The organism is Streptomyces sp. NBC_01571, from assembly GCF_026339875.1.
Taxonomy (GTDB): Bacteria; Actinomycetota; Actinomycetes; order Streptomycetales; family Streptomycetaceae; genus Streptomyces.
In genome coordinates this window covers 783,674-797,013 of sequence record NZ_JAPEPZ010000002.1, presented here as the reverse complement: position 1 = coordinate 797,013, position 13,340 = coordinate 783,674, and the positions used below count along the sequence as shown (strand labels likewise).

Below are 13,340 nucleotides of genomic sequence, written 5' to 3'. Positions count from 1 at the left end.
GGTGGGGAGTCGCGTGACCGTCGACAATACACATGGGCGTCCACGTTCAGCAGCCGACAGCCTGCCCTGCCGCAAAACACAAAGGCACTCACGGACGCGTCGGCGCGGGTGCCTACGCGCCGTCGTCACCAAGGCCAACGTCGCCTGACACCGCATGAAGGCAGAGAAGATGACCACACGGACCGACCCCGTCGACCATGAACTGATCCAGGCCGCAACGCATATCGCGGCCACTCGCTGCCGGGGTGACAACCACACCATGGCGGCTGCGGCCCGCGCCCGGGACGGCCGGATCGTCACCGCGATGAACGCCTACCACTTCACTGGAGGCCCCTGCGCTGAGGTGGTCGTCATCGGTACGGCGGCCGCCCAGGGCGCCTACGACCTGGACACCATCGTCGCCGTGGGTGACCGCGGCCGCGGGGTGGTGCCCCCATGCGGCCGCTGCCGGCAGGTCCTTCTTGACTACTTTCCAGCCCTCAAGGTCATCATCGGCGCAAGCGACAACCTCCGAACCGTCTCCATCACCGACCTGCTGCCCGAAAGCTACATCTGGGCAGACCACCAGCTCGACGCCGAGCAAAACGCACCGATCAGCACGAACTGACACCCCAGGCGGCAACACGGAAAAGATTGCCTGATGCGGCACTTGATGCTGTCGTGGGCGTCGGCAGCCATGGATCGAAGGTCTCCCGCATAAGGACTCCTACGTGTAAGGGCGTGCAGATCTTTAACTCGTAGCTTTCCGCTCGGTGGTTCGTTGGTCGGGCATGAGTGGGTTGGATGGGCAACGGGCGGTTCTGGCAGCCAAGTTCGAGGCGATTCTGCCGCACCTCGACGAGCGGCAGCGTCGCCTGCTGATAGGGGCGGAGGCCCAGTCCCTGGGCCACGGCGGGATCAGAGCAGTCGCCCGTGCCGCCGGTGTCCGTGAGGCCACTGTGTCTGTCGGAGTGCGGGAACTCGCCTCCGGAGAGGCCCCGTTGGGACGCATCCGCCGGCCTGGCGCTGGCCGCAAGCGCGTCGTCGACCGGAACCCGGCCGTTCGGGAGGCACTCCTCGTACTGGTCGAGCCGGATGTTCGCGGAGATCCCATGTCGCCGCTGCGCTGGACCACCAAATCCACCCGCAAGCTCGCCGAGCAGCTGACCCGGCAGGGCCACCGGATCTCCGCGGACACGGTGGGCGACCTCCTGCGCGAGGAGGGCTTCAGCCTGCAGAGCAATGCCAAGACGCTGGAAGGCAAGCAGCACCCCGACCGGGACGCACAATTCCACTACCTCAACGAGCAGGCCCGCGACCACCAGGACGGCGGGGCCCCGGTGATCAGTGTGGACACGAAGAAGAAGGAACTGATCGGCCCGTTCAAGAACAGTGGCCGTGAATGGGAGCCGAGAGGCGAGCCGGTACGGGTCGACACCCACGACTTCCCCGACCGCGAGCTGGGCAGAGCAGTGCCTTACGGCATCTACGACGTCGCCGCGAACGCCGGCTGGGTCAACGTGGGCACCGACCACGACACCGCCGCGTTCGCCGTCGAGTCGATCCGACGCTGGTGGAACGGCGCCGGACGGGCCTCTTACCCGACAGCCGGCCGACTACTGATCACCGCCGATGCCGGCGGCTCCAACGGGTATCGCACCCGCACCTGGAAAACCGAACTGGCCCGGTTCGCCGCCGAGACCGGCCTGGCCATCACTGTCTGCCACCTGCCTCCCGGCACTCAATGCCGTTGCTTGAGGTTGTCGAGTAGTTCGTGACATTGGGGCAGCGCGGTCGTTGGGCCGGGCATGCATCCTTGGGTGGGGTTGTCTGATCACGTGCGGCTGGGTGTGGTGACTCGGTGGGTGACGCCGGAGCTGGTCACCGAGGTGCTGGAGGGCTGCGGGGTCCGGGACAAGAAGCCCGGTGCGCTGCCTGCGGGGTTCATGGTCTACTTCACCCTGGCCCTGGCGCTGTTCCAGCAGGACTCCTATGACGATGTCGCCGAGCAACTGGTAGGCGGTATCCCGGAGTTGAGTGCCAGCATCCCGAACAAGTCGTCGTTCACGCGGGCGCGCGGACGTCTGGGGCCACAGGTTTTGGAGTCCCTGTTCCGCGAGCTGGCCGGCCCCTTGGCGTCGGTCGGTCCGGAGGGCTCCTTCTACCGCGGGATGCGGCTGGCAGCAGTCGACGGGTTCGTGCTGGACGCGCCGGACACGAAGGCGAACCGGGCCGCGTTCGGCGCGCCGACCAAAAACGGCTGGCCGGCGGGATTCCCTCAGGTGAGGGTGGTGACGCTGACCGAGTGCGGCACGCACGCGCAGATCGACGCGGCGGTGGGCGGCTTCAGCGGCGGTGAACCGGAGCTGGCGATCAAGACGGCCGACTCGGCCGCCGGGATGCTGGTCATCATGGACCGCGGCTTTCCCGGGGTGGCGCTGTGGAAGGCCTACACCGGGGCCGGCGCACACCTGCTGGTGAGGGCCCGCTCGAGCGTCGCGGCACGTCCGGTCGAGCACCTGCCTGACGGCACATACCTGGCGAGGATGAGCCTGGCCGGCCAACGGGCCTCGCATCCGGGCGGAGTGACCGTGCGGGTGATTGAGTACCGCGTTGACGGCGGCGAGGTGGTCAGGCTGCTGACCGATCTGCTGGACCCGACTGCGTATCCCGCGGCGGAGCTGGCCCAGCTCTACCACGCGAGGTGGGAGGCGGAATCGGCATTCCGGCAGATCAAGACCTTCCAGCGCGGGCCGGCCGAAGTCCTGCGCTCAGCGGACCCCGACCTGGTGCGGCAGGAGGTCTGGGCGCACCTGGTCGTGCACCACTGCCTCACGCGGGTCATCATGTCCCTGGCCGACGACAACGGCATCGATTCCGACCGGGTCTCGTTCGTCAAGGTCCTCAAGCACACACGACGCAGCGTGGTCCGGCAGTGCGCGGACACACCTGCGAAGATCAAGAAGTTCCTGGCCATACTGGCGGCGAAGGTGCACCGCAAGCTCGACAACGGTGCCAGGCGCCTACGCGAGGCGGACCGGCACCTCAAGCGGCCGGACTCGAAGTACTCCTCCAAGCTCTCCTACCGGATCAACACTCGCGACCGGCAGCCGACACGGCGCGTCGCACCCAAGGTCATCACCCTGCAAGCAGCAATACTTCACTAACTCAAGCAACGGCATTGTCCCGGCACTTCGAAGTGGAACCGGATCGAGCACCGGCTGTTCTCCCACATCACCATGAACTGGCGAGGCAGGCCCCTGACCAGCCACGAAGTCATCGTCGAAAGCATCGCCGCGACCACCACCAAAACCGGCCTGACCGTCCACGCCGAACTCGACACCAACCCCTACCCCACCGGCATCCAGGTCACCGACGACGAGATCGCCGGCCTGCCCATCACCCGGCACCGCTTCCACGGCGACTGGAACTACACCCTCCACCCCCAGCATCCGATGGACGCGGCGACGACTGACAGCACGTCCGGCCAGACCGCGGCGAGCAGACTGCCTCGCCTCACGCGGTGTTCGCTGCAGGACCCAGAACTGACCGGGATGACCCGCCAGCAACTCAGCGAACTCATCGACGCGTTGACTCCCGCGCTGGAGGTCCAACGCGAGCAAGTGCTCCGCACACGTCGCGGTCACGAGCGCCTGGTGGCCCCTGGCACAGGCGCCAAAGCCAAGCTCACCCCAGCCGACCGGGTCCTGGTCACCATTCTCCACCTGCGCAAACTCGCCACCATGGACCTCCTGGGCCAACTCTTCGGCGTCACCGCCATGACCGTCAGCCGCGCGAAACAGGAGGTCCGCCCACTCCTGGAAGCACACGGCCACGACATCGACACTTCTACCGCTCGCCTTCGCACACCAGCCGACGTCGCGGCGTTCCTCGCTCCCGACTCCACCCAGACCAAGGTCAAAAAGACGAGTTAAAGATCTGCACGCCCTTAGAACTCCTAACGAAGTGGGAGGTTCTTCAGTCGTCGCCAGCAGATGATGCTGCAGGCCAGGCTGAGGAAGACACCTCACGACCCCAAGTCGTCAAGCCGCAGCGGCCAAGGCAGTTGGGAATGCGGTGTTCTCATCGAACAGTTCGCGTCGCTGGAGGCAGTGGAACATCTGTCCGAGCATGCGGTTGAAGAGGTTGCGCTGGGCGGCAGCGTGCCAGTCCCCATGCTCGTCGCGGCGGCGACGGTAGTGAGCCATGGCTCCGGGCGAGGCCCGGAGGGCGGAGAAGGCCCAGAGGTAGCCGGCGTGGTTGAGGCGGTCGTTTTTGACCCAGCGGCGGGTGATGCTGGACTTCTTGCCGGAAGCCCGAGTGATGGGCGAGGAGCCGGCGTATGCCTTCAGGCCGCGGGCGTCGGCGGAACGGCCGCGGTCGTCCCCGATCTCAGCGAGCACCCGGGCGCCGAGCTGGACGCCGAGGCCGGGAAAACTGAGGATGATCTCAGCGTCCGGATGCTGAGGGAAAGCTTCCTCCACCGCCTGGGCGAGGTCGTCGGCAGCCGTGCAGGCAGCCTGGAGCTGGACCAGGAGGGCGAGCATCTGCTTGCCGAGCGCGTCCTCGACGAGGGCAGGATGGTGGGTGTGGTCCTCGCGGAAGACCTCACGGAGGCGTTCGGTCTCGGCTTCGATGCCGCGTTGGCGGCCGGCTCGCTTGAGGGCGGCTTGGAGCTGGGCGCGAGTCAGTCGAGCAGCTCGCGTGGGAGTTGGAGCCAGTTTGAGGACTTCGTGGGCTTCGGGGCGGCACAGACCGTTCTTCCACGACTCGAACGCCGTCAGGGCGGCTGGGTAGTACTCGCGCAGCAGGGAGCGGAGCTGGTTGGAAATCTGCTGGCGGTTCCAGGTGGCGTCCTGCTGGGCGCGGGCGAGGACAGCGATGGCGCGGGCCAGTTCGCTGTCATCGGGCAAGGCCCGGTGGGCGTGCATGTCGGTGCGCAGGATGTTCGCGAGCACCAGGGCGTCGCCCGGGTCGGACTTCTTGCGGGAGACGCTGTGCCGGTCGCGGTAGCGGGCGGCGGCCATCGGGTTGATCGCGAAGACCTTCCTCTTGCCCTGCCGCAGCACGGCGACCAGCAGACCGCGGGAGGTCTCGATCGCCACCGGGATCGGGTGTTCCTCGGTGTCGCCGTACTCGGCGAGCAGCTCCAACAGGATCTTGTAGCCAGCCGCGTCATCGGTGATGTGGCGTTTGGCCAGCAGCTGGCCCGAGTCGTCGACCAGGGCGACGTCGTGCGTCCTCTCGGCCCAGTCGATTCCGCAGTAGATCAAGGCATCCTCCCCATGGCGTGGGTGTTTGCGCTGGTCACGAGCGCATGCGGGCCACGCAGCGACCTAATTCCAGGACTCGGCGACAGGGCCGGTCCGCCACCTCACTAGCCGTTCGTGGCACCAGCGCGTCACACGGGCCTCGGTCTCGACGGGAGCTCGCAGCTCGGGCATATCGAGAGGTCACCATGTAGCGGGCTCGCACCACCAACGTCAACGAGCAAGCACGGCCTGGGGTGGCGGCGGTCACGCAGGCACGAGCGCTTCGCTCTTCGCTCAAGGCTTCTCAAGCCAGGCTTCGTGTAGGAATCCGTCCGACGCCCACGCGACCACCACCACGAGCACGGGGGGCTGCACGCCGCTCTATGCGGAGGTCTCAATGAACCCGGTTCGCCGGAGGCGTCGCAGTCCCGTACTCGAACAGCCCGCTGGAGCGACAACCGCTCTGTATGGGCCGCTGAGAACGAATTAGGCTTCGTGGATGTCGTCGCGTATCTCCCAGCGGATGCGTAACCGGCGGAACCAATGCAGGAGTGCGAAGCTCTGCTCGACGACCCACCGGTGGACGCCCAACCCGGAGCCGTGTTCGGTGCCGCGGCGGGCGATGACCGGCGTGATCCCGACCGCCCGGACCTGCTTGTGGTACTTGTCGTGGTCGTAGCCCCGGTCGGCATAGAGACGGTCAGGGCGTCGGCGGGGCCGTCCGGGTCGGCCGCGCACCGGTGGGACGGCCTGGATCAATGGGATGAGCTGGGTGACGTCGTTGCGGTTTCCGCCGGTCAGGGAGGCGGCCAGCGGGATGCCGTGCCCTTCGGTGATCAGATGGTGCTTGGAGCCTGTTCGGGCACGGTCGACCGGGCTCGGTCCGGTTTTGGGCCGCCTTTCATGGCCCGTACGTGGGATCCGTCGATCACCGCCCTGGACCAGTCCAGGGCGCCGGCGGCGTTCAGCTCGGCCAGCAGCGATTCGTGTAGACGCTGCCAGACACCCGCGTCGTTCCAGTCACGCAGGCGCCTCCAGCAGGTCATGCCGGAGCGGAAGCCCAGTTCCTGGGGCAGGAACTCCCACGGATTGCCGGTGTAGAGCACGAACAGGATGCCGGACAGTACCTTCCGGTCGTCCAGATTGCCAGCAGTTCTTCCTCTCGACGCCGGACAGAAGTCCGAACAGGTAAGCACGGGCCGACGCCCGAGGCTCGACCCGGCGGAACCGGCCCGCGATCCGGTCGAGGATCGGCAGGGTGAGGAGGGGAACCCCGGTCACTTCGGATCACTTTCCTGCGCGCGGTGTCTGGGGCCCTGCGGTGGTGTGGCTTCTATGTCTATGCGGTGAGGCGGTCGTGCCGCGAGGACTTCCCGTCACGTAGTGGACGTACTCGCGCTCCAGTCGGAAGCCGGCGGTCCAGGCGAGCAGGCGACTGGGGCGGTTGTCGCGGGAGCAGGACCAGCTCGGGGTGTGGCCGCGAGCCGCGATGTCCGTGCACAGGGCGGTGACGCAGGCGATGGCCAGGTGTTCGCGCCGGTGCTCGGGGACCGTGACGCAGGCGATGTCCTCGTATCTGCTGCTCAGGAGGTGGGCGCAGGCGACGGCGAGGACGCGGCCTTTGTGGAAGGCGGCCCAGCCCAGACCGGAGGCCGCGAGAGCGGTCGGTCCGCCCCATGTGCCGTGGATCCAAGCTGTGTCCGTGCCGAGTTCGGCGAGGGCCGGGGCGTGCTCGGGCGTCAGCCGTCGCAGCGTCACGCCCCACGGGAGACGGGGTGTGGAGGTGGTCGATGTGCGCTGGGTATACACCATGCGCTCCCACGGGATGACCTGGTCGAATGCGGTGCCGAGGGCGGGGAGGAAGCGGTCGGGTGCGTCGATGCAGCAGTCGGCCAGCGGCGTGAGGTCCCCGGCGGTGAGGGCATCCGGGTCACCGCGCAGCAGGGCGTGGTCACCGCAGCGTACGGCGACGGTGCGTGGGTGCACCGGCCGGTCGGCCCACCACTGCCCGGTTCCGGTCGCCAGGGCGTGTTCGGCGAGGGCGGCGGGGCCGGGCGCCGCGGCGGGGAACCACCGGGAGAGGGCGGGAAGTTGGCGGGGGAGGAGTTGGATCACGGGGTCGCCTTTCACTGGGTCGGGGCGACCCCGGTGAGTGGTGGGGTCGCCCCTGGGGCTCAGTTCTGTCCCGCCTTGCGGCCGTGGTTCGCCTTCTTCTTGCGGCGGGCCCTCTTCTTGCGGGCGCGCTTCGACATGGGCATCAACTCCGTGGTGTGGAAGAGAAGTTCAAGCGGTGCGGCCGACGAGCAGGTCGGCGAGTTTGTTGAGGCGTTTGACCGTGCGGTCCTCGGTGGCGGCCGGGGCCGGTTCGACGCGTTCGGCTCGGTCGTAGTAGGCGCCGTTGACGATCTCGACGGCCGGGTCGCAGAGGCGGACCACGTTCGTCGCGCCCTCGGCCGGCGTGACGCCTTCGTGCGCGTACAGGGGCATCAGTGCCGTGTCGCAGATGCCGGGGTGGACGGAGACCGCGGTGACGCGGGGGTCGGCGGCGAAGACGGTGAGCGCCAGTTGCGACTGGGCGTAGGCGGCGAGCCGGGAGTAGCGGCGGGCGCGGTTCGGGTCGTTCCACTGGATGTTCGCGGTGCGGTGCAGGGACGACGAGACGTTGACGACCCGGCCGCCGGGGTCGCTGGTGAGTGCCGGTTCCAGCAGGCACGTCAGGAGGTAGTGGGCGAGGAAGTTGACCTGGAATGCGATCTCGTTGCCGTCTGTGGTGACGGTGTGCCGCTCGGGCGCCGCGATGCCCGCGTTGTTGACGAGGACGTCGAGGTGCGGGTGCTCGGCGACGACACGGTTCGCCAGGCACTCGACCTCGTCGAGGTGCGTGAAGTCTGCTGCGAAGGGGCGGAGCCGGGCGGCGTCGATGCCCACCGTGGCGACCAGGCGGTCGGCAGCGGCGCGCGCCTCCTCGTCGGTGCGGCCGTGGAGCAGCACGGTGGCACCGCGTTCGGCGAGCTGCCGGGCGGTCTCCAGGCCGATGCCGGAGGTGGCCCCCGTGACGAGGACGGTGCGGCCGGGAAGAGGGGAGAGGTCGTGGTCAGACATGGTCCATCCGGGGTTGTGGGCACGTCGGCGGCCCCTGCGCGGGGACGCCGAACATGTGCGGATACGAAGAACGGGGCGCCGGAACGAATCACGGCGCCCCGAGGGCTACGGACGACGCGTCGGCGTCAGCGGAGAGCGGACGCGGGCGTTGCCGGGCAGCGAGGCGCACAACGGGCCGCGCCGGTACTCGGCGGCCGGTCGAAGAGAAGCCATGCGCTGTTCACGGGTCCCATGGAACCCGTCCCGCAAGTCCCGGACAAGCACAACTTCCCTTCTCTGACGCGCCCCTGACGTGCGCAGACCTCTTCTTGACGGGCTTCGTTCGGCCATCAGGAGCCCCCGCGTCCCAGCCCGGGCACTCCGGAGATCGGCAGGTTGATCAGCTTGATGCCGACGAAGGGCAGGGCGAGTCCGCCGAGGCCGTACAGCGTGAGGTTGCGCCGCAGGAGGTCGTGCGCCGACGACGGCGTGTAGCGCACGCCCCGTAGCGCGAGCGGGATCAGGGCGACGATGATCAGCGCGTTGAAGACGATCGCCGAGGTGATCGCGGACGTGGGGGTGTACAGGCCCATGATGTTGAGCGACTTCAGGCCCGGGTAGGCCATCGCGGACATGGCCGGGATGATCGCGAAGTACTCCGCCTCAGGGAGGGACTGCACGAACCGGGTGGGTTCGAACAGCCCACTCGGCGCCCGGCGTTTCACCCCTCCCGCCGATCCGGGCCGGGGCGCGCGCTGAGGGCGGGACGGCGGAGCTTGCTGGGGAGCGGCGGAGAACTTGGGGACCTTCGAGCCTCGGTGGGAACCGGCCCACGCGCACAGAGGTACCCCGGTGACCGGTCGGCCGAGAGAGCGTGTGGTGGCCGCCGGGCCCTGCGATGCCGGGGGTCCCGGCACCGCAGAGCTGAGCACGGGCGTCGGCGGCGCGATGACGACGAGAACGCCGCCGCGTGCTCGGCCGCCGGGGGAGGCCATTCGGATGCCTTCGGGCGAGGAAGGCATCCGAGGGTGCTTCCGGGGTGAAGCCGTCATGCCACTGACGTCCGAGGTCTCCCCGGCGGCCGAGGGGAAATCTAGCCTGGCCGCACCTGCCAACCGCCCGGCCGAGCCTGGAATTTGCGCCTCTCTTACGGCCGGTCGGGGCGACGTCAAGGTGCCGTCAAGGTCACCTGATATGGCGTCAGGAGAACATCAACGGACGACGTCGGTGGCCGAAACCGGTCTCAGACTGAGCGGCACGGGGACACGGGCGACCGTCCGTGGCGTGACGGTTGGAGGGCTCGTGACGATCACGGCCGGTACCACGCGCAGTCCTGAGGCAGGGGCCGGGACCAGCGCACAGCCACAGCACAGACCGCTCGTCCGACCCGGGGGTGGACCCGGGCCGCGGTCCGGAAGGGGGCCGCGGCCGCGTGGCCCGGGGCGTCGCCCCCGTCGCGAGACCGTGGCCGCGTGGGCCGCTCTGCGCCGCCGTTACTGGGCCTCCCTGCCCGCGCGGTTGCGTCTCCTGCGCGTGGTCACGGTCTCGCTCGCCGCTGCCCTGGCCCTGTTGCTCGCGCTGGCCGGGCTCGCTGCGACCAGCAACTGGGACACTGTCGCCGGCCGCGACGCGACGCGTACGACCAGCGCCGCCGACCTCGACCTCGCCCTGAACGACATGGACGCGCAGGCCGCCAACATCCTGCTGTCCAGCGGCGACGCGGGCAAGGGACGTCTGGCGACGCCGTACGAGAAGGCGGTCGGCTTCTACGGGGGCGCGCGGCGCGCGATCGGCCACGACCTGCGCACGCTCGCCGTCGCCGCCCAGGGCGACCGCGCCGACGAACACACCGTGGAGTCCCTGACCGACGACTTCGCCGAGTACCAGGAGCTGATAGGCCGCGCCCTGGAGAACGACGGCCGCACCGGCGGCAAACCGGCCGCGCTCGCGGACTACCGCAAGGCCACCGACCTGCTGCAGAATCACCTCCTGCCAGGCGCACGGAAGCTGGTGGATTCCAACAACAGCGCTTTCAACACGCGATACGAACAAGCCCGTTCGACCCTGGCAACCCAGCTTGCCGTCGTCGTTGTCCTCGGCGTACTGCTCCTCGTCTCGCTCGGCGTCCTCCAGTGGTACCTGGCCCGCCGTTTCCGCCGGATCCTCAACCCCGGCGTCCTGGCCGCCACGGTGTGCGCGGTGCTCGCCATCCTTCTCGGTGTCCAGGCGCTGTCGGCCACCGCCGAGCACCTGCGCGGGGCACGGCGTGATGCGTTCGACTCCGTCGTCGCGCTCTCCCGCGCCCGCGCGATCGCCTACGACGCGAACGCCGACGAGAGCCGCTACCTCCTCGACCCCGAGCGCCGCGACCAGTACGCGCAGGCCTTTCTCACCAAGTCGCAGGAGCTGTACGGGCTCAAGGGCGCGAGGCTCACCACGTACGACGACGAGTTGGCCACGACATGGCAGTCGTACCGCTCCGACCACGGCGACCTGCGCTTCACCGGCGAGTTCCGGCGAGAACTCGACAACATCACCTTCGCCGGCGAGCGGGCCGCGGCGGAGAAGACGGTCGAGACGTACGCCATATACCAGCGCGACGACCGCAAGATCCGCGCCCTGCTCGCGCAGGGCGAGGAGCGTGAGGCCGTCGCGTTCTGCATGGGCTGGGAGGCGGGCACGTCGAACGCGCACTTCGGGGCGTGGATGACGGCGCTGGACAAGGTGACGGACATCAACCGCCAGCACTTCACCGCCTCGGTTCAGTCCGGCCGCTCGGCAGTGGGGGATCTGCTGCCCGGGGCTCTGGGAGCCCTCGTCTCGGCGGCCGCGCTCACCGCCCTCGGGCTGCGGCCGCGGCTTGCCGAGTTCCGCTGAAGTGCGCGGAGCGCTCAGCGCCATCGTGCGAACACGCACGAGCTCTGTGGCGGGCCGGCTTACGGCGGGTGGTTCTGTGGGGCGGCAACACCAGGCACGCCGAGCTTCGTGGCCGTCGCCTCGACGAACTCCGACAGCGAGTCCTGCACATCGCTGATGACGATTTCCTCGTCGAGGAAGGGGAAGGGGAAGGGGTTCCCCGTCGTGAGCCACGTTCCTTGGGCGCCCACGGCGTCCCCCGCCAAAAGGCCGGGGAAGAAACGGAGTTGTGCTGGGCAGCCGATCGGCCCGATGTGTGGCCCACCTGCCGGGAGTTGCTTCGGCCAGTAGCCGTACCGAAGGCGGTCGGCCGGCGTGGTCGCTGCCGACCCGCACGCCTGGCTGCCGAATCACCCTCCAGCCGAGCCTCCAGACCGGCACACCTCAAGATCAATCGCGGGGTGGCGCGTAAGCGTCCGCGAGCCGCGCCTCCTCCAGGTCCAGCGAGCGTTGCAGGCGGCGGCGGGTCGTGTCGCTGATGCGGTGTTGGTCGTACAGGCGCTGGAGCTCGGCCTCCTCGACCGTGATCAGGTCGCGTCGTAGCTGGCGGTAGGTGAGGTCGGCGGATTCCGGCGGAGTGCCGTCGCCGTCGGCCTGCCCGAGGCGATCGCTCGCGTCGTCGAGGCGGGCCGTCAGGCCTCGGCGGAGGCGGTCGAGGACGACGTCGGGGACGGCCTCCAGCTCGGAGATCTCCTCCAGGCGGCTCAGGCCCGCGTTCGCCAGGCTGCAGCGGGCCGCGGCCTCCTCACGTTCGGTGTGGTCGGGTTCGAGGGCGATGCCCGAGCGACGGACGACGGAAGCCAGTGTGAAGCCCTGGACGACGAGCGTGACGACCACCACCGAGGTGGTCAGGACGAGGACGAGGGGGCGTTCCGAGAGAGCGTCCCCGGCCTGCGTGGTCACCGGGATGGACAGGGCGGCGGCCAGGGGGACTACGCCCCGAGTGCCCGCCCAGGTCAGTACGACCGGCACCCGCCAGTTCATACGCTGGATCCCCCCCTTGCGCTGCACCACGGCCGACAGGGGCGCCAGCCACAGCATGCGCATGGTGATCAGCGTGGCGGCGACGGCGAGCGCGTACAGCGGCCAGGCCCGACTGCCGTCGGACAGGGCCCGCACCTGGGCCGGCAGCGCCAGCCCGATGAGCGAGAACACCACGCTCTCCAGAAGGAAGACCACCGTTCCGTAGACGGCGTGCAGTTGGAGGCGAATGCGGGCGTTGGTGAGGCGGTCGCCCCGGCCGCCGAGGACGACCCCGGCCACCACGACGGAGGTGACACCCGATGCGTGCGCGGCCTCGGCCAGGACGTAGGCCGCGTACGGGGTGACGAGGGCGATCACGGTCTCCAGGACGGGGTCCTCGGTGCGCCGCCGGATGAGCGTCACCACGCCCGCGACCGCGGCACCGATGACCATGCCGCCGCCCGCCAGCAGCGCGAACTCTCCCGCTGCCGAACCCCAGCCAACGGCCGCCGATGCCACGGCGACGCTCACCGCGACCCGAAAGAGGACGAGGGAGGTCGCGTCATTGAAGAGGCTCTCGGCCTGGACCAGCACCTGGACCTTGGGTGGCAGCGCCAGCCGTCTGCCGAGCGCGGTGACCGCCACCGGGTCGGTGCTCGCGAGTACCGCGCCCAGTACGAACGCCATCTGCCACGACAGGGGCGTGACCAGGGAGGCGACCGCCCCGACCGCGGCCGCCGAGGCCAGGACCAGCCCTATCGACAGCACCCCGACGGGTTTCCACACGGCGCGCAGCTCGCGCCAGGGCAGTTCCTCGGCACTCGCGTACAGGAGTGGTGGCAGTACGACGAGGCCGATGATCTCGGGGCTGATCTGGATCTCCGGGGTGCCCGGCAGCAGCGCGACGGCGAGGCCCGCGACCACGAGCAGGGAGGGCGCGGGGATCCGCCAGCGGCGCGCGAAGGTGGCCACCACGGTGGCGAGGACCACGAGAGCCAGGACTGTCCCTACACTGCGCATGCCATCCCTTTGGTCATGAGAAGGAGACCTTGTGGGCTCCCTGCCGACCAGACTTCCCGGCACACCGCTTTCACCCTATCGGGCCAGGGCCCGTCAAAGCAGTGTCAACGTCCATGTGACCGGCGCCAA

General features: G+C 69.1%; 9 protein-coding genes and 4 pseudogenes. 5 read left to right on the top strand and 8 right to left on the bottom strand.

From position 1 onward, the window contains the following. The first annotated feature begins 169 nt into the window (after positions 1-169). The 4 genes and pseudogenes from OHB41_RS46695 to OHB41_RS46680 form a co-directional block, all read left to right on the top strand. Complete coding sequence (locus OHB41_RS46695; RefSeq protein ID WP_266707929.1) at positions 170-607, top strand: cytidine/deoxycytidylate deaminase family protein; 438 nt, start codon at positions 170-172, stop codon at positions 605-607. Positions 608-770: 163 nt separating this feature from the next. Then, positions 771-1,721, top strand: a pseudogene (locus OHB41_RS46690) (ISAzo13 family transposase); the annotation flags it as partial. Between the two features lie 66 nt (positions 1,722-1,787). Then, positions 1,788-3,146, top strand: coding sequence for an IS4 family transposase (locus OHB41_RS46685; protein ID WP_266707927.1), 1,359 nt, complete (start codon positions 1,788-1,790; stop codon positions 3,144-3,146). Positions 3,147-3,164: 18 nt separating this feature from the next. After that, positions 3,165-3,914, top strand: a pseudogene (locus OHB41_RS46680) (ISAzo13-like element transposase-related protein); the annotation flags it as partial. 108 nt (positions 3,915-4,022) lie between these two features. Here OHB41_RS46680 and OHB41_RS46675 read toward each other — a convergent pair. The 6 genes and pseudogenes from OHB41_RS46675 to OHB41_RS46655 form a co-directional block, all read right to left on the bottom strand. Continuing rightward, entirely contained in the window at positions 4,023-5,252 is a 1,230-nt protein-coding gene (locus tag OHB41_RS46675) for an IS110 family RNA-guided transposase (RefSeq protein ID WP_266707925.1), read from the bottom strand. A gap of 465 nt (positions 5,253-5,717) precedes the next feature. Then, positions 5,718-6,427 (bottom strand): annotated as a pseudogene (locus OHB41_RS46670) (IS5 family transposase). A 91-nt stretch (positions 6,428-6,518) separates the two neighbouring features. Further along, positions 6,519-7,346: a GNAT family N-acetyltransferase gene (locus OHB41_RS46665; RefSeq protein WP_266707923.1), complete on the bottom strand. Its 828-nt coding sequence runs from the start codon at positions 7,344-7,346 to the stop codon at positions 6,519-6,521. A gap of 59 nt (positions 7,347-7,405) precedes the next feature. After that, positions 7,406-7,483 carry a 50S ribosomal protein bL37 gene (locus tag OHB41_RS52825; protein ID WP_451289919.1) on the bottom strand — a complete coding sequence of 26 codons (78 nt, stop codon included), beginning with the start codon at positions 7,481-7,483 and terminating at the stop codon, positions 7,406-7,408. Between the two features lie 31 nt (positions 7,484-7,514). Continuing rightward, the gene (locus OHB41_RS46660) at positions 7,515-8,333 is read right to left on the bottom strand and encodes an SDR family NAD(P)-dependent oxidoreductase (RefSeq protein ID WP_266707921.1); all 819 of its coding nucleotides are present in this window, start codon (positions 8,331-8,333) and stop codon (positions 7,515-7,517) included. 329 nt (positions 8,334-8,662) lie between these two features. Next, positions 8,663-8,974: pseudogene (locus OHB41_RS46655) on the bottom strand (potassium-transporting ATPase subunit B); the annotation flags it as partial. A gap of 802 nt (positions 8,975-9,776) precedes the next feature. Here OHB41_RS46655 and OHB41_RS46650 point away from each other — a divergent pair. Further along, on the top strand, positions 9,777-11,189 hold the full coding sequence (locus OHB41_RS46650; protein ID WP_266707919.1) for a GlnX family signal transduction membrane protein: 1,413 nt from the start codon (positions 9,777-9,779) through the stop codon (positions 11,187-11,189). A gap of 59 nt (positions 11,190-11,248) precedes the next feature. Here OHB41_RS46650 and OHB41_RS46645 read toward each other — a convergent pair whose 3' ends face one another. Both OHB41_RS46645 and OHB41_RS46640 read right to left on the bottom strand, forming a co-directional pair. After that, the gene (locus tag OHB41_RS46645; RefSeq protein ID WP_266707917.1) at positions 11,249-11,419 is read right to left on the bottom strand and encodes a hypothetical protein; all 171 of its coding nucleotides are present in this window, start codon (positions 11,417-11,419) and stop codon (positions 11,249-11,251) included. A gap of 199 nt (positions 11,420-11,618) precedes the next feature. Further along, positions 11,619-13,211, bottom strand: a complete 1,593-nt coding sequence (locus tag OHB41_RS46640; RefSeq protein ID WP_266707915.1) for a Na+/H+ antiporter — start codon at positions 13,209-13,211, stop codon at positions 11,619-11,621. Positions 13,212-13,340 lie beyond the last annotated feature (129 nt).